This is a genomic window from Flavobacterium sp. (assembly GCF_004211145.1).
Classification (GTDB): domain Bacteria; phylum Bacteroidota; class Bacteroidia; order Flavobacteriales; family Flavobacteriaceae; genus Flavobacterium.
On sequence record NZ_SEBS01000013.1, the window covers coordinates 43,445 to 62,005 of the forward strand.

Here is an 18,561-nt window from a genome sequence, read left to right on the forward strand (position 1 = left end):
TGGAGTCGAAAGTCGGAAGAAAATAGTCGAAAGTCGAAAGTCGAAAGTCGTAAAGTCGGGCGAGTTTTCTCTTGCGAGGGCGAGTCGGTTTTTTAGACGAATGACGAATGACGAAAGACGAAGGACTTTGGAATCGTTCCCAAACTTGCGAAGCAAATCCTTAATGAACTTAATGCCCTTAATGGTTCAAAAAACCTGCGCAATCCTACTTATTTTACTAATGTTCGGATGCGGAACCTCAGGATCGTTGCACCACAAACCAGTTACTCAAGGTTACGATAACTCAACACCGAAAGTCGAAAAAATATCATCCGAACGATTCGTCTCAGGCGACAATTTCCTACTCAAAAACAAACAACAACTCTGGGAATTGTATGTTCAAGGCGATCCGCTGCAAATCGGAATGACCACCGGCGCGCTCGAAGATTCGCTGTTGAAGAAACAAGAGAAGGTATTCTTTTTAAAAATCGAGGAAATCGTTCCGTCGAAAACCAGGCAAAAGCTGCTTCGGAAAATACTCACCTGGTACAACCGCAAATTATATCTCAACGTTCCCGAGGAATACAAAACCGAAATCTACGGCCTTTCGCGCTACACGTCTCACGATTATGACTTCATCGCGCCACAATATCTGCGCAGTTTGTATCTGCACGGTGCGCACGACATCGGGCACGCGCTGCAGGATTTGATGCTCGTCGGATGTTCGTCGTTCGCGGCTTGGGGCGATAAATCGGCTGACGGAAAACTGATTCTCGGACGCAACTTCGATTTTTACGCCGGAGACGATTTCGCCAAAGATAAAATGGTCGCTTTCGTAAAACCCGACAAAGGAAATGCGTTCATGATGGTCACTTGGGCCGGAATGATCGGCGCGGTTTCGGGCATGAACGATCAAGGTTTGACGGTTACGATTAACGCAGGAAAATCGAAAATTCCACTAATAGCCAAGACGCCGGTCTCGATTTTGACGCGTGAGATCCTGCAATATGCGTCGACGATCGATGAAGCAGTTGCAATCGCTAAAAAACGTCAGGTTTTCGTTTCAGAAGCGATCATGGTCGGAAGCGCCAAAGACGGGAAAGCTGTTTTGATTGAGGTTTCCCCGAAGAATTTCGGAGTTTACGAAGTTCCTAATTCGAACGATCAATTGCTGTGTTCGAACCATTTCCAGTCGGACGCCTACAAAGACGACAAGCGCAACAATGAGACGATCAAGAATTCACATTCCAAATATCGCTATGAAAAATTGACCGAAGACTTCAATCAGAACCCGAAGATAAATCCTCAAATAGCGGCTTCGATCCTGCGCGATACGAAATCTTTAGAAGGCGGATTGCCTTTGGGCTACGGAAATGAAAAAGCGCTGAATCAACTGTTGGCGCATCACGGCGTAATTTTCCAGCCGAATGATTTGAAGGTTTGGGTCTCGAGCAATCCGTATCAATTGGGTGAATTCGTGTGTTATGATCTGAATACGATTTTCGGAAAAACCCACGACGGGAAATCGCTCGAGACGTTGGCGTCGGTGAAATTCGATATTCCTGAAGATCCGTTCGTGAATTCAGACGCGTTCAAAAAATACGAGCAATATCGTATCGAAGACCGCAAAATGGACGAATTCCTCGAAAACGAATCGGGAATGACCCAGGATTTCGCCAAAAATTACCAATCTTTGAACCCTGATTTGTGGATCGTGCATTACAAAGTCGGGCAATATTATTTCGGGCGAAAGGAATATGCGAAGGCTAAATCCGAATTCGAAATGGCGCTGACAAAGGAAATCACGACGCTTCCCGCAAAGCAGCACGCTCAGGAATATCTCAAGAAAATCAATCGAAAACTCAAATGATCCCGAAGATAGAAACCGCATCGGCTCAGGAAATCAAGACGTTTCAAGAAATCGAATTGGCGAAAACGTTGCAATATGTTTTTGAAAACTCGGCCTATTACAAACGGCTTTTTGCGCGCGAAAACATCGACATTTCAAGTATCAAGACCATCGAAGATCTCGCGAAAATTCCCGTGACCACGAAAGCGGAATTGCAGGAATTCAACGATGATTTTTTATGTGTCCCGACGACCGACATCATCGATTATGCGACGACTTCGGGCACTTTAGGCGATCCGGTCACGTTCGGTCTGACCGACAAGGATTTGGACCGATTGGCGTACAACGAAGCGATTTCGTTCGATTGCGCGGGAATCAAACGCGGCGATATCGTGCAGCTCATGACCACAATCGACAGGCGTTTCATGGCCGGATTGGCTTATTTTTTAGGTCTTCGGAAGATGAAAGTCGGCGTGATCCGCGTCGGTGCGGGAATTCCGGAATTGCAATGGGATTCGATCAAGAAGTACAAACCCACGTATTTGATTACGGTTCCGTCCTTCCTGTTGAAACTCATCGAATATGCCGAGGCGCATGACATCGACTACAAAAATTCGGGCATAAAAGGAGCAGTTTGCATAGGCGAAGCGTTGCGTGACCAAGATTTTTCCGACAGTACGCTATCGCGCAAGATCGCCGAAAAATGGGATATAAAACTTTATTCGACCTATGCTTCGACCGAAATGGCGACGGCGTTTACCGAATGTGAACACGCGATCGGAGGCCATCATCATCCCGAACTGATCATCGTGGAAACGCTTGACGATAACAACCAACCCGTTGCCCAAGGCGAGCCGGGCGAATTGGTCATCACGAATCTCGGCGTCGAAGGAATGCCGCTCATTCGTTTTAAAACGGGCGACATCGTGCAATTGCACCGCGAACCTTGTGCGTGCGGACGAAATACGTTGCGCGTCGGGCCGGTTTTGGGCCGCAAGCAACAGATGATAAAATACAAGGGTACGACTTTGTATCCGCCCGCGATGACCGACGTTCTCAACGATTTCCCGAATATCGAATTGCACATGATCGAGATTTCCACGAACGATTTGGGAACCGATGAAATCGTGATTAAACTCGCGGTGAAACAGGAATCGGAGCAATTTTTACGCGAGATAAAAGATCACTTTCGGGCGAAATTGCGCGTCACTCCAAAGATTGAATTTACTACGAAGGAAGCTTTGTCGGCAATTGTCTTTAACCCGATGAGTCGGAAGCCGGTTACTTTTTTCGACTATAGAAAGTAAGTTCGGAAGTTCTGGGGCAAAAAAAATCGAAAGCCGCTTAGGTCAAACCGCGGCTTTTTTCTCGTTGGCGATTTCGATGTCTTCAGCGTCAGGCTTTAATTCCTGCTCTTGCTGGGCTGCCGCCTTGGGATCGAACTGCAGGCTGATGTATATCGGGAAATGATCGGAGTCGAAATTTTTGAGTCGGCGCATTTCAATCAGTTTCAGATGTTCGGAGATAAACGCGTGGTCAAGCGGAAATCGCATGAACCAATAATGGGCGTGGAAGGAATTGTAAAAGCCGCGTCCTCGTCGGGGATCGAGCAATTTGCTCATTTTCAGGAAAAGCTCGGTAGTATAGCTCCAGGCCACGTCGTTCAGATCGCCGATGACCACGACTGGATTTTTGCAGTTTCGGGCGAGATCGGCTACGAGTAAAAGCTCCTTGTCGCGTTCCGTAGAGCGCGGATTTTCTTTGGGAACGGGAGGCGTCGGATGCACGGCGTAAAGCTGGATCGGCTGGCCATTCCTCAACAAAACCGTTGTATGGATCGAAGGAATATCGCTCTCGACCAGATATTTTACTTCGGAATCCTTCAATTCCAGCTTCGAATACAACAACATGCCGTAGGTGTTTTCTAATGGAACGAGAACAGAATATGGAAAATCATCCTTTAGTTCATCCAGATATTCGGCCCATTTCGAATCGGTTTCAAGAAAAAGGGCGATGTCTGGATTCGCACGCCTTACTTCATCCAAACAACCCACACAATTATCATTATCCTGATAAACATTGGCAATGATGATGCTAATGGATTTCTCGGGACTGTTCGCCGTGGCGCGCAATACCTGTTTTTTGCCGAATAGCGTGAACGGAACAATCTGGTAACCGAGATAGAGCAGATTCGCGGTCATCACTGATGGCAGAAGCATCGGAAACGCCTGGCGGGAATCGTAAAAGAAAAGCAGCAAGCCAATGCAACACAGGGTCGCGGTAAATTTCTGCAACCTGGGATAATCGAAAACGCGAAACACCCAATATTCGTTTTTGATAAGCGGCATCAGTGATGCGACGACTAAAACAATTGAAAAAACAAGCAGGAAGATTTCCGTTGGACTCATAAATAATGGATTACTCAAATGTACTCATAAATTCGGAATGCTTCTTTCGTAAACAACCCCTGAATTCTTGTAATTTCGGCCTTGCACCCTGAACCTTGCACCTTGCGCCATTTTCTCTTACCTTTGCAACATGGTAAAAATCGGCAACATCGAACTCCCTGAATTTCCACTTTTGCTCGCTCCGATGGAAGACGTGAGTGATCCGCCGTTCCGCAGATTGTGTAAGGCGCACGGAGCCGATTTGATGTTCTCGGAATTTATCTCATCTGAAGGTTTGATACGTGATGCGATCAAAAGCCGCATGAAGCTTGATATTTTCGATTACGAACGACCTGTCGGAATCCAGATTTTTGGCGGCGATGAGGAAGCGATGGCGATGTCGTCGAAGATCGTGTCGGCCGTGAATCCAGATCTGATCGACATCAACTTCGGTTGTCCCGTCAAGAAAGTCGTATGCAAAGGCGCAGGAGCCGCGGTTCTCAAAGACGTCGATCTCATGGTCCGATTGACCAAAGCCGTAATCGATTCGACCAATTTGCCCGTGACCGTAAAAACGCGTTTGGGTTGGGACGAGAATTCAATCAACATCGATGAAGTCGCTGAAAGGTTGCAGGACATCGGCGTGAAAGCGTTGTCGATCCACGGCCGAACACGCGCACAACTGTACAAAGGTGAAGCCGATTGGTCGCATATCGCACGCGTGAAAAACAATCCGCGCATCACGATGCCGATCTTCGGAAACGGCGATATCGATTCGGTCGAAAAAGCATTGGAATACAAGAATAGATACGGCGTCGACGGCATCATGATCGGACGCGCCGCGATCGGTTATCCGTGGATTTTCAACGAGATCAAACACTACTTCAAGACGGGCGAGAAATTGCCTGCGCCGACAATGCAAGACCGTATCGAAGCCGCCCGCAATCACCTGACTTGGGCGATGGAGTGGAAGGGCGAATGGGTCGGGATCGTGGAAACGCGCCGCCACTACACCAATTACTTCAAAGGCATCGCGAACTTCAAGGAATACCGCCAGAAATTGGTTACGACCGATACGGCTGACGGGCTCTACAAGGCATTCGACGAAATCTCGGACGTATTTTCAGATTACCAATTCGTGTAACTCGAAAGACCTGCAAGGTTTTCAAAACCTTGTAGGTCTAACCCAAAACCTTTTCGTTTGATTTTACACTTACAAAGTTTCAAAACCTTCTGGGTTACGTTTTCGATGCTATTGATTCGTCATAACTCACGAACAAATTGATATAAATGTTCCTTGCCAATCGCGTGATAACGGGCGTTAGCAATCCTAAAACTACGAAAATTGCGATGAATGAGTTCGCTATGTTGGCTTGGAAAACCAGCTTACTCACCGCGAACGTGGCGATTCCAATTAGTACTGAAAGCGCATAACTCACGTACATCGCACCGAAGAAAAAATTCGGTTCGACCTTGTATTTGAAACCGCAATGACGGCAATGTTCGTGCATTTTCATCGTTTCGAGTATGTTGTACGGATTTTGGTTCACATACATGTGGTCTTCATGACATTTCGGACATTTGCCGGTAATCATACTGTAAATCCTATTTCCTTTTCCAAACATGATGATGCTTTTAAATTCTGAGACAAAGTTCGCGAAATAACAAAATCCAGATTTGTACAACCAAGATGTAAATTTGTACTTTTAGGACATTATGGTGAATATCAAAGTACTTCGGATCGATCAGTTCAAGAGCGCAAATACGTTTTCAGATTTTTACGCGAACATGATCGCGAACCATTTGGCCACGAGCCATCTGCATATCGAGAAGCCGCATCGGCACAATTTCTATGCGACGATGCTGTTCACGAAAGGTTCGGGCAAACACAGCATCGACTTCAAGACCTATGATGTTTCGCCCGGAAGTGTTTTCCTGATGGCGCCCGGTCAAATCCATTATTGGGAACTCAGCGATGACGCCGACGGGTTGATTTTCTTCCACAGCCAGGAATTTTACGAATTGAGATACGCCGATGAACGGTTGAGCGATTACGCATTTTTTTCGCCCGTACAAAACATTCAAAAAATAGCATTGACATCGGGACAGTCAAGCGAAATCGAAACGATAATTGCCGAAATGATGCAGTCGGAACTAGGCGGAACCGCGATGAGAAACCGTTATCTGATTAGCTTGATCACGCAGGTTTATATAAAATTGAGTTTGTTTTTGGGCGTCGGACAAAATAATGAAGAAACCGCTTCATCAAGTTATGCGGCGAAGTTTCGGAGTTTTGAAAAGCTGCTTGAGACCAATTTCCGCGAAGAAAAGTCGGCTGAGAAATATGCCGAAATGCTGCACATGAGTGCCAAACACCTAAACCGCATCAACAAATCCATGGTCGATAAAAGCACGTCCGAAATTATCATCGAACGCGTGTTGCTCGAGGCGCGTCGCATGCTGATTTATTCGAACGAGCCGTTAAATGAGATCGCGTTAAAACTCGGATTTGAAGATTACGCTTATTTTTCAAAGCTGTTCAAGAAGAAAACCGGGATCACGCCTTCGCAGTTCAAGGCGCAACATTCGTGATTACTCGAGCAGTTTCTCGGACACTCGGGACGAGGCGATCAACGAAGCCGTAAAGCCCAAAGCGCAAATCGTCGCGATCACGATCAATACATTCTGGATCGTAAACACCACCGGGTAAGCGAGCGACGGCGTGATCATCACCAACTGGAAATGCTGTTGCAACAAAATCACGATGATTCCCGCACCAAGCCCGATCATTCCTCCCACGAAGCTCAAAAGACTGCCCTGGAACAGGAAAATATTGCGCAATCCTTTTACTTCAACGCCCATCGCGGCCAAGGTTTTGAGATTTCCTTTTTTCTCGATGATCATTACTATCAATGCGCCCGCCAAACTGAAAAGCGCCAGGATGATTACGAGCGTACAGATCAGGTATAGCACGACATTCTCAGTATTGAGCATTTTGTAGAGCGAGTCGTTGAGTTGCTCGCGCGTGCGGACTTCGGTATTTTTGAGGATGGCCGAAACCGCTTCTGAAATATCGTCAACGTCTCCGTCTTTCGCGACTTTGATCTCAATCGCCGATAGCGTCTGTTCGTTGTAATTCAATAAAATTTGGGCGAGGCGAACGTCTGAAAAGACGTACTTCGAATCCAATTCCTCGCTGATCGCATAAATTCCGACGGGCGCCAAAACGGCTTTCGTAAACGCGTCGTCGGCACTTTCGATATCACCTTTTCCGGGCTTCGGAACATATACTTCGAACGGATTGTTGAAGTCGAGCAAACCGAGCGACAATTTCTGGGAAATCCCATATCCGACGACAACTTGGGTCGTATTCGGCTCGAGCCATTGTCCTTGGAAAATCGTCTTGTTTACTGAATTCACCTGTCCGTACAAACTGTCGACGCCTTTTAGATACGCGACTTGTTCCTTACCGTCGAATACGAAAAGCACGCGTTCCTCGACGACTCGGGAAACGGTTTCGACGCCTTCGATCGCACGTAATTTTTTTTCCTGTTCGGGAGATAGCGTAAAAGTTTTTCCAGCTGTGGGAATCGCCTTCAGATCGGGGTCGAAATCGTTGCTGAACGACAAACTGAAATCCTTCAATCCCGTAAAGACCGACAAAAACACGAACAATACCATCGCGCCCAAAATAATGCTCAGCGACGCGATGCCATTGATGATGTTGATGGCATTGTTCTTACTCGCCGATCTCAGGTAGCGTTTGGCTATGTACAGCGAAAAATTCACTATATCTTTTTGCGGCGCGCGAGCAATTCGCGGTTTTCGATTGGGTTTTCCTGACCTTTAAGCGCGTTGTCGATCTTTTCGATATAGTCGAGCGAGTCGTCAAGATAAAACGTGAGGTTCGGGACTTTGCGCAATTGGAGTTTCACGCGTTGCGATAAATCGTGTTTGATAAGCGGTGTGTTCGATTTGATGGCGGCCAAAGTTTCGGCGGCTTTCTCCTGTGGGAAAATACTCAAATGCACCGATGCGACAGACAAATCGGTCGTGACGTTCACTTTAGATACTGAGATCACGAGGTTCGAAATCCCGTTCTTGCGCACTTCACCTTGTAAAATATCGACGAGGTCTTTTTGCAAGACGCCTCCAATTTTCTTTTGCCTGTTCGTTTCCATTTTGCAAAGGTAATGAAAGTTCGGAAGTTCATGGATCGGAAGATCGGAAGATGTTTGATTAGGAGCTTTTTCCGGCTGTCCGTTCCAAGCTTTTTTAAAAAAATGCACTTTGCTCACACAATACACGAGCTTCCGTTGGTCGCTGTGTCTTGCGTGCAAAGTGTTATTTTTTTCGAAAAAGGCTTTCCTCTTCCATCCGGGCTAGGCAGTGTTCCAAAAGAAAAATGCTATTTTTACCCTGAACCCTGAACCCTGAACCCTGAACCATGAAAAAAATCGAACACATCGGAATCGCCGTAAAAAACCTCAATGAATCAAACCTCCTATTCGAGAAATTGCTCGGCGTCGCGTCATATAAGCAGGAAGAAGTCGAGAGCGAAGGAGTGAAAACGTCGTTCTTCCAATCAGGTCCGAACAAGATCGAATTGCTCGAGGCTACGAATCCTGACAGCCCGATTGCGAAATTCCTCGAGAAGAAAGGCGAAGGCATTCATCATATCGCGTTTGACGTTTCGGACATCGTCGCTGAAATCGAACGCCTTAAATCCGAAGGTTTCACGGTTCTCAACGAGACGCCAAAAAAAGGCGCCGACAATAAACTCGTCGCGTTCCTGCATCCAAAAGGAACGAATGGCGTGCTTGTCGAACTTTGCCAGGAAATCGCATAAACCCAAAACCTAATTTCAAATAATATATACGCCAAAAAATATGCTCTTAAGAAGACGAATTTCCATTTTTTATTTCATCAAGCAGGTAAAATGGCAATTGATCGTGATCGTGCTTTTTGCATCGGCGGTTGGGTTTCTGCACTTGCATCCCAAACTCGTGAATATCGTGATTCCGCTGAGCGTACTTACGATCATGGGTACGATCGTCTCACTTTTGCTCGCGTTCCGCACGGCCCAATCGTATGAACGTTGGTGGGAAGCTCGCATCATTTGGGGCGCGATCGTGAACGATTCGAGGACGTTGATTCGTGATTTTTCCCAGTTCCTGCCTGACGACAAGAAAGACGAGCTGAAGATCCTTGCTGAAAGACACATCATCTGGACGTACGCCATGGGTGAATCGTTGCGCAAGTTGCCGTTTTCTCCAGAAGTGCAAGCGTATATCGATACGACTGACATTGATGCGGTGAACATTCCGAACGCTTTGCTCGACGCACATTCGGAACAAATCCAAAAGTTGGTCGGCCAAGGAACGATTTCAGAATACCGCCAGGTCCGAATCAATGAAACGCTTGGAAGTCTGTGCGACAGTATGGGCAAATGCGAGCGGATCAAGAACACGGTTTTTCCAAGATCGTACGGAATCATGCTGCAGACGTTGATTTACACGTTTGCGGCGCTTTTGCCGTTCGGGCTCGATCACGATAAACTGTCGGTGGAAATTCTACTCAGTATTTTGCTTCCGGTCATGTTCATTTCGATCGAGAAAACCGCGGTCATCATGCAGGATCCGTTCGAGAATACGCCCGTAGATACGCCCATGACGTCGATCGCACAGACTATAGAAATCAACATAAGACAAACCATCGGGGATAAAAATGTGCCGATGAAAGTCGATTCGGGTCTTTATTATGAGATGTGACACGAAAGCTAATTGTGAATTTTGGTTTGAAATGTGTAATTTTTTGATTGCGTGATTCTTACTTTTAGACCTCGAAGGTTTTCAAAACATATGAGGTCTGGCGGAAATTCCAATTCGAAAGCGGACACCCAAAATCAACGAAAATCTCTTGCAACGCTTAAAAAATAGTAGTAATATTGCGCTCCTAACCTGGTCCTATAGCTCAGTTGGTTAGAGTCCCTGACTCATAATCAGGTTGTCCTTGGTTCGAGCCCAAGTGGGACCACAAACCTCTTAGAAATAAGGGGTTTTTTTGTGCTTTGTCGTGACTCGCTCTGGCCATTCTGGCAAAAGGGGCGGCTCGTCAAAAAAATAATCGTTAATGAGGCGTTTCTCAAATCTCAGCTTCACGTCGCTTATCACGTTGTTGAGGTCGCGATATAGAAAGAAAGCCGATTACTGAAAGTTCCCACCATTTTGTTTGTGTTCTAAGCAGTAATTTTTAAGAGTCAGAGCAATTTGGTGTCAGTAAAAAATGGTCTTTCGTTTTCCCCCTCAATACCAATTCATCGATTCAAAGTCGCCTAATAGAATAAGATTAATTTTCTTTACGACCTCTGGTGAAACCTTGCAATTTTGGCACTTGACCTCAAATTTTTCGGAGATGTCGTTATCATCAATAATTTTTTTTAAAAATCCCGATTTTGAATATTGATATTCGGTAACTCTGGTTAGTTGACCTGGATTACCTTGGTCGTAAAAAGTCTTTTTTGATACGTTTTTGTTCTTGAACTCTTTTATTGTCACCGTCGGCTTTCGTTCACAATAAGGATTATAAAAGGTTTTTTCCTCCGTGATTTTGTCAGGCTCATAATGGTATCTTGTGATATCATAATATCCAGACAATTCAGGATTGATGACTTTTGAAATCTTTTCATCAATAAGACCGGATTCGGCCCCATATTTATTTTGAATGTCGCATCCACGGTAATTCTCAACGGAAATCAACCTATTCTTATCATCATAATAAAATTTAATGGTGTCTATCTCCTTTGATGATTTTTGGGCGGTAAACCTTTTTTTTTCATCATATAAAAAGTCGTAAGTTATAATCTCGCCAGACTTTGGATAATCGTTTATTATAATTTGTGTCAGCAAATTATCAGTATAAACAAAAATTGAGCTGCCAGGTTGATCGTTATTTAAATCGTTCCTGACCATACTCAAGAGACGACCAGCTTCGTCAAAATTGTAAGTTAGGTTGCTACCGGGGTGAAATGGTATGTTAGTTTCCACTGAAATAGAATTCGATTGACTATAAGCCGCAGTAAACAGGATGAGGGCGAAATATGCTTTTATCATGGAATTTTATTTAAAAATAACGAGGCGATTTATGTGTTTTTCTCAAGGTATTTTCTCAACCGGAGTTAAAATCAAAAACAGTGAGAAATGTCGGAAATAAATTCAAACCCGCTCTTCAGTTCAAAAATAATTCATCCAGCAGAAGATACAATAACAACCCGAATTTGCGGTTTTTTATTGTCTCCAATTTTCTCATCACACTCGCGATGCCGTAATCGAAATTTTTCATCCCAATGCGCGAGTCCGTTTACAAATCACCTCGTTTTTCAAACAACTCATCGAAATTTATTTTACCCAATTGATTCAAATACTATCTTAGTCAAAGAATTACGCTTGCCATGAGAAAGAATTTTACGCTCCTACTGTTTTTCCTATCTTTTTTTGCCTTTTCACAACAGGAGGCGAGTGTTTGGTATTTTGGGGCGTTCGCGGGGTTGAAATTCAACACCGACGGCAGCGTGACGCCGCTTTCCAACGGCCAGATCAACACCAACGAAGGCTGCAGCACGATTGCCGACTTCAACGGAAACCTTCTTTTCTACACTGATGGTCGAACCGTCTGGGACCGGAACCACATCATCATGCCGAACGGCGATTACTTCTCGGGCACAGGCTTGTACGGCGATCCGTCGAGTACGCAATCGGGAATCATCGTTCCCAAGCCCGGAAACCCCGATGTTTATTACATTTTTACGGTCGACGAGCCGCATCATCTCAACGCCACGACCTATCCGAATGCTTTTCCAGGGCCATACAACCCTGAGGGCGGCGTAATCCCAACTGCCGACGACGGGCGCAATAACGGTTTCAATTACACCGAAGTAGATCTCAGCCTCACGGGATCGAATGGCAGTGTAGGCGATATATCCACGACCATTACGCACTTGATTACCTACGATTTGAATCCGTCGGGTGAAGAAATTAAATTCAAATGTTCAGAGAAAATCACCGCGGTCCGGAATTTTGTCGCGAACGAATATTGGGTCATTACACATTTCCTTGACAAATTTTATGCGTTCAGGATAACGGCCTCGGGTGTTGTCTCAACTCCTGTGGTCAGTCAAATCGGCCCGCTTATACCGACTTCGGGTTATCGCCGAAATTCTATCGGATACCTGAAAGCCTCGCCCGACGGGACTAAAATCGCCATCGCGCATGAAGAAGCCGGAACTGTTGCCGGAGGGACAAGTTTTGGAACGGGAATGGTTCGGCTTTACGATTTTGACCTAAACACGGGAATTATTTCAAGCGAAGTTCCGGTAGTCAGCAACGTTTCGCCTTACGGCATCGAATTTTCATCGGATTCAAAGAAATTGTACGCGACCTACAGAAACCAATTCGACAGTTCGATGGCGCTTGCCCAATACGATCTCGAAGCCGCCGACGTCGCTGCGTCGCAAGTGAAAGTGTTTGAAGATTTCGTGAACCTTTACGCGTTGCAGCTCGCTCCGAACGGGAAGATTTACTGCGCCATACCGAACCAAACCTCGTTGGGCGTAATCAATAATCCCGAGGCTTTAGGCGTCGCTTGCAACTATGATCCTATAGGGCAAACGCTTTCGTCGGGCAGGTTCAGCACGTTGGGACTTCCGCCGTTCATCACCTCGTTCTTTAACGCGGCGTTCACGATGCAGTATTTTTGTCTGGGCGCTCAAACCGCTTTCGAGATCACCAATACGCAGAACGTGGTGTCGGTTTTCTGGGATTTCGGCGATGGATTTACCTCGACCGACTTCAATCCGATGCACACCTACGCTTCGCCCGGACTGTACAACGTCACGCTCACCGCAACAACGCCGACCGATGTAAGCAGCGCGAGCAGGGAAGTGATGATTTACGAAGTTCCCGTTGCCAATGCGATTCCGGACAGGGACGTTTGTTCGGCCAATGCGACGGCGTCGGTCAGTTTGCTCAATGCCGGCACTACCGCAATCGGCGCTCAAACCGGAACGTTCGATGTCGCGTATTTCGCCTCGATGCAAGATGCGACGTCGAACACGAATCCGCTTGCTACGATGGCGACTTTCCCCGTCGGCGCGACTGAAATATTCGTAAAAGTATTCAATACGGGAAATCCGGCGTGTTACGACATCGCGTCGTTTATGGTCAACGTATATCGTCAGCCAATCGCAAATACGCCCACAGCTTACTTGATTTGCGACGATTCGAGTAACGATGGGCTTGAGATTTTCGACCTCCAAAGTAAAATCATCGAAGTCCTCGGTACACAGAATGCCGCGGCGTATTCGGTTTCGTTCCATCCGTCGCAAGCGGAAGCCGACCTGAATTCGAACGCGTTGGCGTTGAACTATCAAAATACGACGAATCCCCAAACAATTTTCGTCCGCATCCAGAATAATGCGATGCCCGATTGTTTCGAAACGACGCAATTCCAAATCACGGTAAGCCAACTTCCCGTCGCGAATCCGTTGCCGATACTTGAAATCTGCGACGAAGGAAATGACGGCGAGGAAACGTTTGATCTCACGTCCCAGAATGTTGCGGCGCTGTTGGGCCAATCGTCGGCCAATTTTGACGTCACGTATCATCTCACGTCACAGGAAGCCATTTTGGACACGAGCTATTTGCCCGCCAATTACACGAATTCGATAAATCCGCAAACCATTTACGTGCGCGTGACGAACAAATCGAATCGCACTTGTTTCGACACGACGTCGTTTACGATCAACGCGGTCCCGAAACCCGAACTCGATTTGCCGTCGGTTCTGCCGTTGTGCGAAGGGACGAGCATGACGTTGAGCGCGCCCGCGGGATTCGATACGTATTTATGGTCGACTGGAGAAACCACGAGCGACATCATCGTTTCACAGCCCGATACGTATACGGTGACGACTGGGTTTGTCTATTCGACAGTGACCTGCGAGACATCGGCGACGATTGAAGTCGAGAATTCGAACGTCGCGACGTTTACGGGAATCGACATCCACGATTGGACCGACAACCACAACACGATCTCAATTTTTGTAACCGGAGACGGCGATTACGAATATTCGCTTGACGGTTTCAACTATCAAACGAGCAACGAATTTTCAGGGCTCATTCCTGGCGAATACACGGTTTATGTGAACGATGCCAACGGTTGCGGGCTTGTGACCGACACGGTTTATCTGCTCATGTATCCGAAATTCTTTACGCCAAACGGAGATGCACAAAACGATTACTGGCAAATCAAGGCGTCCCAATCGGAGCCTGATCTTGAAGTCTTGATTTTTGATCGATACGGGAAAATCGTGACGTCGATCCACGCCAACGACAAAGGCTGGGACGGAACCTACAACGGCAAACAACTTCCGTCAACCGATTATTGGTTCGTCGCCAAGAGGCAAAACGGCAGGGAATACCGCGGGCATTTCAGCCTGAAACGATAAAGTTTCGCGGCCGCTTCCTAATTTAACATTACATTACGCACATTATTCGGGCCTTAGCTCTATTTTTAAATATGGAGACAGCCGAACCGAACAAAAAACCAAAACTTTCACGCAAACGCCGATGGCTCAAAATCACGTTGATTTCGTTGGGTTCGCTAGTGCTTTTGTTGCTCATCGGAATCGTTTCGGTATCGATCTACATCCAGAACAATAAAAAGGAAGTGCTCGCGAAAGTCACGGCAAAGCTCAACGAAGATCTCGATGGAAAACTTGTCATCAAAGACATGAAGCCCGAGTTTTTCAGCAATTTCCCAAGGGTTTCGCTACGGTTGGAAGACGTTTCGCTGCGCGACAATAAATTCGACCAACACAAATACGAATTGCTGCGCGCGTCCCAGATCGACATCACGGTCAATATCCTCGCGCTGTTGCGGCAAACCATCGAGATCAAGAAGATTTCCATCAGCGACGCTTCGGTAATATTATATGTCGCGCCCGACGGTTATTCGAACACAGCCGTTTTCAAGAAGTCCGACAAGAAATCCTCAGGAAGTTCGACCGCGATGGAATGCAATAAATTCCAACTTGAGAACGTGAAATTCACCGTCCGAAACGACAAGGCGAACAAACTCCACGATTTCGAGATCAACCAAATCGACGGACGCATGGAACCGGAAGGCGACGGCTGGAAGTGCGAAACCGACATCGACATCATGGCGCGCAGCCTGTCGTTCAACACCAAACGCGGCAGTTTCATAAAAAATCAGAAAATTACGGGAACCTTCGATATTTCGGCCGACGGAAACGGAAAGCTCGTATTCGCGGAACAACCGCTTAACATCGGAAAGGAAAATTTCACGCTCGCCGCCGAATTCAATTTCGGGGAAACGTCGTCGTTGTTCGCGATCCACATCAAAAACAAGTCGATCAGATGGCGCGACACATCGGCTTTGCTCGCCGACAACATTCGCGAGAAGCTCGATATGTTCGATCTCGAGAAACCAATCAGCGTGCGCTGCGATCTCGAAGGCGATTTCGATTCGATGGGCGATCCGTTGATTTATGTCGAGGCGAAAATCAGGAACAACACGCTCACGACTCCGGGCGGCAACGTCGACAAATGCAATTTTGACGGCACGTTCGCGAACAATTACGACAAGAAAAAGGAATTCAGCGACCCAAATTCGGTGATTTTGCTTCGGAATTTGACGGGCGAATACGGAACCGTTCCGTTCAGGATGGCGATCGCGTCCATCGTAAACCTCGACGATCCGATCGCCCGCGGCAAATTTTCGTCGGCGTTCGACATGTCGCGTCTTAACGGTTTGGTCGACAAGGATCTGCTTGAGTTCAAAAAAGGAAAGGCGAATATCGAAGTCGATTTTACGGCCGATGTCGTCAATTATCAACTCACGAAGCCAAAGATCATCGGTAAAGTCGCGATCGAAAAAGCCGATATCGCGTATCCGCAACGCAATTTGCAGGTCAACGACGTTTCGGTAAACCTCGATTTCGACGACAAGGATCTGTTTATCCGAAACATAAAGGTGAAAACCGCGAAGAGCGAAGTTTTGATGGACGGGAAAGTCTTGAATTTCCTCAATCTATATTATAGCGCGCCCGAGAAAATCGTACTCAATTGGAACGTTTACAGTAAGCAATTGCATCTCGGGGAATTTTTGGGTTACGTCGGGAATCGACAGAAAGCAGCGACGAAGAACAACAAGAAAACAGGGAATTTCACATCGGAGCTCACCGAACTTTTCGAGAAAAGCCAAGTCCGCATGGCGATGAAAATCGATAAGTTGTATTACAAGAAATTCCTTGCCACGAATACGACCGCGATCGTCGCTTTCTCTGACGAAACCGTGACGATCCGGAATACGGGTTTGAACCACGCGGGCGGGCGCATTCGATTCAGTGGCGATCTCAGGCGCGGTTCGGCCGGAAACAGCGCGTATTCGTTTCAGGCGTTCGTGGAATCGGTCGACGTCCGAAAGTTTTTCAACGCATTCGAGAATTTCGGGATGGAAACGTTGAAAAGCGACAACATTTCGGGCAAACTTTCGCTTCAGGCGAACCTCGGCGGACGCATCACGCCCGATAATCGTCTGCAAAAAAATTCGATGGACGGAAAGGCGTCGTTTACGTTGAAGAATGGAAGCCTCGTGAATTTCGAACCGATACAAACCGTGGGCAAGATCGCGTTCCGACGACGCGACGTCAAGAACATCACATTCGCCGACCTTAACGGAGCGTTCGAGGTGAAAGGCGAGAAAGTCACCGTCGCGCCCATGAAAATCAATTCAAACGTGCTTAATATGGATTTGGCGGGCGTTTATTCGTTCGGGAAAGGCACGAACCTTAAGATCGACGTGCCGTTGCGGAATCCAAAACGTGATGAGGACATAACTGACAAGGAAGAACTCGAAAGACGCCGCCACCGCGGAATCGTACTTCATTTGCTGGCGAGCGACGACGCCGAAACCGGCAAAATCAAGATCGGCCTTACCGGAAAAAACAGTCAGGAAGAGACGAATTAACATTGATTACATGTTTTATGTACCAGTGATTCGGTCCGTGGAAGTATCTTTATGGAATACACGCCAAAATCCTGAATGTCATGAAAACACTGCTACTGCTCGCGCTCGCGATCCCATTTCAACTTTTTTCCCAATCTGATGTCGACAAAGTCATGCGCGGAGGCGAGATCTTGCTCGGCGGTTTGAGCATCCTGAAAGCCGCGCGTTCCGACGACACGAAAAAGAGTTCAAAAACGACTGTTGAAAGTGTCTGCGTGAAGAATCGGATGCTGCAGAAAATCACGTTTCGACTCGTCGGATATGATCAGGATGAGAACCTGATTACAAAGGAAGTCGTCGTCCAGAAAAATGGAAAGGAGTGTCTGTTTCTGCTGCTGAAAGCGATCTATACGTACGAGATTATCCTGTCGACGGGAGAAATCTATAAAAAAGGAGAGTACAAACTCGAGGATGAGGTCGTATTTACGGTGAAGGATCCGTGATCATTGCGGTCGCTTTTCGGTCAAATATTTCCAGTATCGTTTCGGGACGTGCTGAATATGGAGTTTCATGTTCTTGCGCGCCGGGATATTCGTGCTTTTGAAGTAATCGTTCCACAAAAGTCCGTATAGTTCTTCTTTTTTATCGAGCGAATCAACGGGTAAATACGGTTGTCCGCTATTTATTTCCGACACGAAATCGAACGTGATTTCCTCGACTTTCTCGAGATCATAATACAAACCGTATTTGCGTTTCAGGTCATAGATGATCCATTTCTGGTCGGCGTAACGGCTTTTGAAGAAAGAGGCGATGAGCGGCAGGACGTTGTAATCGGGTTCTATCGGAGCGTAAAAAATGCCGTCGGCGGTTTCTTGGAAACGGATGAATGCTTTCATGCGATGGCGTTCGCGGTTCACGCTGCGATCCATTTTGGAAATCGCGATCACCGATTCGTGACCGTAATTTTTTTCGGCTCCCGCGGGATTGTCGAAAATGTAACGCGCGAATTCGAACAGGTGCGAGAAGCTCTCAGGCAGTTCCGACAAATAGGTTTTGTAGAATCGTTGCTGCCAGTCGAACGAAAGTTTTTTCTTGAGACCGTCCCAAACGCGTTTCGCTTTCGCTTCGTCTGAAATGACCTCGTGCGTTTCCTCAAGCAATCCGGGTTGATGATATGCGCGACAAACGAGCTGGACGGACTTCGGTTTTAATTCATAAAAATCGAAAATCGACGTCAGTAAGCCTTCGAACGAGCCGTCAAAAATATAGGTTGTCAAATTTTGTTTTTTTTGTTTAGGTTTAGTGTTAAACTCGAAACCTTAA

The 18,561-nt window shown here is 46.7% G+C and carries 15 protein-coding genes and 1 tRNA gene; 10 read left to right on the top strand and 6 right to left on the bottom strand.

Annotated elements, in window-relative coordinates:
• Positions 1-172 precede the first annotated feature (172 nt).
• Both EOO50_RS08180 and EOO50_RS08185 read left to right on the top strand, forming a co-directional pair.
• Entirely contained in the window at positions 173-1,849 is a 1,677-nt protein-coding gene (locus EOO50_RS08180; RefSeq protein WP_290839162.1) for a C45 family peptidase, read from the top strand.
• The gene (locus EOO50_RS08185) at positions 1,846-3,135 is read left to right on the top strand and encodes an AMP-binding protein (RefSeq protein WP_290839163.1); all 1,290 of its coding nucleotides are present in this window, start codon (positions 1,846-1,848) and stop codon (positions 3,133-3,135) included. Before EOO50_RS08180 ends, EOO50_RS08185 begins: the two co-directional genes overlap by 4 nt.
• A 42-nt stretch (positions 3,136-3,177) precedes the next feature.
• On the opposite strand, the gene EOO50_RS08190 is transcribed toward EOO50_RS08185, so the two are convergent.
• On the bottom strand, positions 3,178-4,236 hold the full coding sequence (locus tag EOO50_RS08190) for an endonuclease/exonuclease/phosphatase family protein (RefSeq protein ID WP_290839164.1): 1,059 nt from the start codon (positions 4,234-4,236) through the stop codon (positions 3,178-3,180).
• A 130-nt stretch (positions 4,237-4,366) separates the two neighbouring features.
• On the opposite strand from EOO50_RS08190, the gene dusB reads away from it, so the two are divergent.
• On the top strand, positions 4,367-5,359 hold the full coding sequence (gene dusB, locus EOO50_RS08195) for a tRNA dihydrouridine synthase DusB (RefSeq protein WP_290839166.1): 993 nt from the start codon (positions 4,367-4,369) through the stop codon (positions 5,357-5,359).
• Between the two features lie 94 nt (positions 5,360-5,453).
• Here the strand turns inward: dusB and EOO50_RS08200 are convergent, their stop codons facing one another.
• Complete coding sequence (locus tag EOO50_RS08200) at positions 5,454-5,840, bottom strand: DUF983 domain-containing protein (RefSeq protein ID WP_290839167.1); 387 nt, start codon at positions 5,838-5,840, stop codon at positions 5,454-5,456.
• A 91-nt stretch (positions 5,841-5,931) separates the two neighbouring features.
• Between EOO50_RS08200 and EOO50_RS08205 the strand changes: the two genes are divergently transcribed.
• Entirely contained in the window at positions 5,932-6,807 is an 876-nt protein-coding gene (locus EOO50_RS08205) for an AraC family transcriptional regulator (RefSeq protein WP_290839168.1), read from the top strand.
• On the opposite strand, the gene EOO50_RS08210 is transcribed toward EOO50_RS08205, so the two are convergent.
• Both EOO50_RS08210 and rbfA read right to left on the bottom strand, forming a co-directional pair.
• Positions 6,808-8,004 (bottom strand): FtsX-like permease family protein, encoded by a 1,197-nt coding sequence (locus tag EOO50_RS08210; RefSeq protein WP_290839169.1) that lies wholly within the window; start codon positions 8,002-8,004, stop codon positions 6,808-6,810.
• Positions 8,004-8,396, bottom strand: a complete 393-nt coding sequence (rbfA, locus tag EOO50_RS08215; protein ID WP_290839170.1) for a 30S ribosome-binding factor RbfA — start codon at positions 8,394-8,396, stop codon at positions 8,004-8,006. Before rbfA ends, EOO50_RS08210 begins: the two co-directional genes overlap by 1 nt.
• Before the next feature lie 266 nt (positions 8,397-8,662).
• On the opposite strand from rbfA, the gene mce reads away from it, so the two are divergent.
• From mce to EOO50_RS08230, 3 genes are all read left to right on the top strand, one after another.
• Positions 8,663-9,064: a methylmalonyl-CoA epimerase gene (mce, locus tag EOO50_RS08220; protein ID WP_290839171.1), complete on the top strand. Its 402-nt coding sequence runs from the start codon at positions 8,663-8,665 to the stop codon at positions 9,062-9,064.
• Between the two features lie 40 nt (positions 9,065-9,104).
• Positions 9,105-9,986: a bestrophin family ion channel gene (locus EOO50_RS08225; RefSeq protein WP_290839172.1), complete on the top strand. Its 882-nt coding sequence runs from the start codon at positions 9,105-9,107 to the stop codon at positions 9,984-9,986.
• Between the two features lie 191 nt (positions 9,987-10,177).
• A tRNA-Ile gene (locus EOO50_RS08230) sits at positions 10,178-10,251 on the top strand.
• Positions 10,252-10,520: 269 nt separating this feature from the next.
• Here EOO50_RS08230 and EOO50_RS08235 read toward each other — a convergent pair.
• Entirely contained in the window at positions 10,521-11,327 is an 807-nt protein-coding gene (locus EOO50_RS08235) for a hypothetical protein (RefSeq protein WP_290839173.1), read from the bottom strand.
• 338 nt (positions 11,328-11,665) lie between these two features.
• Here EOO50_RS08235 and EOO50_RS08240 point away from each other — a divergent pair, with 338 nt between their 5' ends.
• From EOO50_RS08240 to EOO50_RS08250, 3 genes are all read left to right on the top strand, one after another.
• Positions 11,666-14,716, top strand: a complete 3,051-nt coding sequence (locus EOO50_RS08240) for a T9SS type B sorting domain-containing protein (RefSeq protein WP_290839174.1) — start codon at positions 11,666-11,668, stop codon at positions 14,714-14,716.
• A 71-nt stretch (positions 14,717-14,787) separates the two neighbouring features.
• A complete protein-coding gene (locus EOO50_RS08245) occupies positions 14,788-17,259 on the top strand; it encodes an AsmA-like C-terminal region-containing protein (RefSeq protein WP_290839175.1) in 2,472 nt (823 codons plus the stop codon).
• An 80-nt stretch (positions 17,260-17,339) separates the two neighbouring features.
• On the top strand, positions 17,340-17,741 hold the full coding sequence (locus EOO50_RS08250) for a hypothetical protein (RefSeq protein WP_290839176.1): 402 nt from the start codon (positions 17,340-17,342) through the stop codon (positions 17,739-17,741).
• Here EOO50_RS08250 and EOO50_RS08255 read toward each other — a convergent pair whose 3' ends face one another.
• The gene (locus tag EOO50_RS08255; RefSeq protein ID WP_290839177.1) at positions 17,742-18,515 is read right to left on the bottom strand and encodes a TIGR03915 family putative DNA repair protein; all 774 of its coding nucleotides are present in this window, start codon (positions 18,513-18,515) and stop codon (positions 17,742-17,744) included. It abuts the gene before it with no gap.
• Between the last annotated feature and the right edge of the window lie 46 nt (positions 18,516-18,561).

Coding starts and splice junctions, on each gene's coding strand:
- EOO50_RS08180 (WP_290839162.1), top strand. CDS start 173: ATGCCCTTAATGGTTCAAAAAACCTGCGCAATCCTACTTATTTTACTA.
- EOO50_RS08185 (WP_290839163.1), top strand. CDS start 1,846: ATGATCCCGAAGATAGAAACCGCATCGGCTCAGGAAATCAAGACGTTT.
- EOO50_RS08190 (WP_290839164.1), bottom strand. CDS start 4,236: ATGAGTCCAACGGAAATCTTCCTGCTTGTTTTTTCAATTGTTTTAGTC.
- dusB (WP_290839166.1), top strand. CDS start 4,367: ATGGTAAAAATCGGCAACATCGAACTCCCTGAATTTCCACTTTTGCTC.
- EOO50_RS08200 (WP_290839167.1), bottom strand. CDS start 5,840: ATGTTTGGAAAAGGAAATAGGATTTACAGTATGATTACCGGCAAATGT.
- EOO50_RS08205 (WP_290839168.1), top strand. CDS start 5,932: ATGGTGAATATCAAAGTACTTCGGATCGATCAGTTCAAGAGCGCAAAT.
- rbfA (WP_290839170.1), bottom strand. CDS start 8,396: ATGGAAACGAACAGGCAAAAGAAAATTGGAGGCGTCTTGCAAAAAGAC.
- mce (WP_290839171.1), top strand. CDS start 8,663: ATGAAAAAAATCGAACACATCGGAATCGCCGTAAAAAACCTCAATGAA.
- EOO50_RS08225 (WP_290839172.1), top strand. CDS start 9,105: ATGCTCTTAAGAAGACGAATTTCCATTTTTTATTTCATCAAGCAGGTA.
- EOO50_RS08235 (WP_290839173.1), bottom strand. CDS start 11,327: ATGATAAAAGCATATTTCGCCCTCATCCTGTTTACTGCGGCTTATAGT.
- EOO50_RS08240 (WP_290839174.1), top strand. CDS start 11,666: ATGAGAAAGAATTTTACGCTCCTACTGTTTTTCCTATCTTTTTTTGCC.
- EOO50_RS08245 (WP_290839175.1), top strand. CDS start 14,788: ATGGAGACAGCCGAACCGAACAAAAAACCAAAACTTTCACGCAAACGC.
- EOO50_RS08250 (WP_290839176.1), top strand. CDS start 17,340: ATGAAAACACTGCTACTGCTCGCGCTCGCGATCCCATTTCAACTTTTT.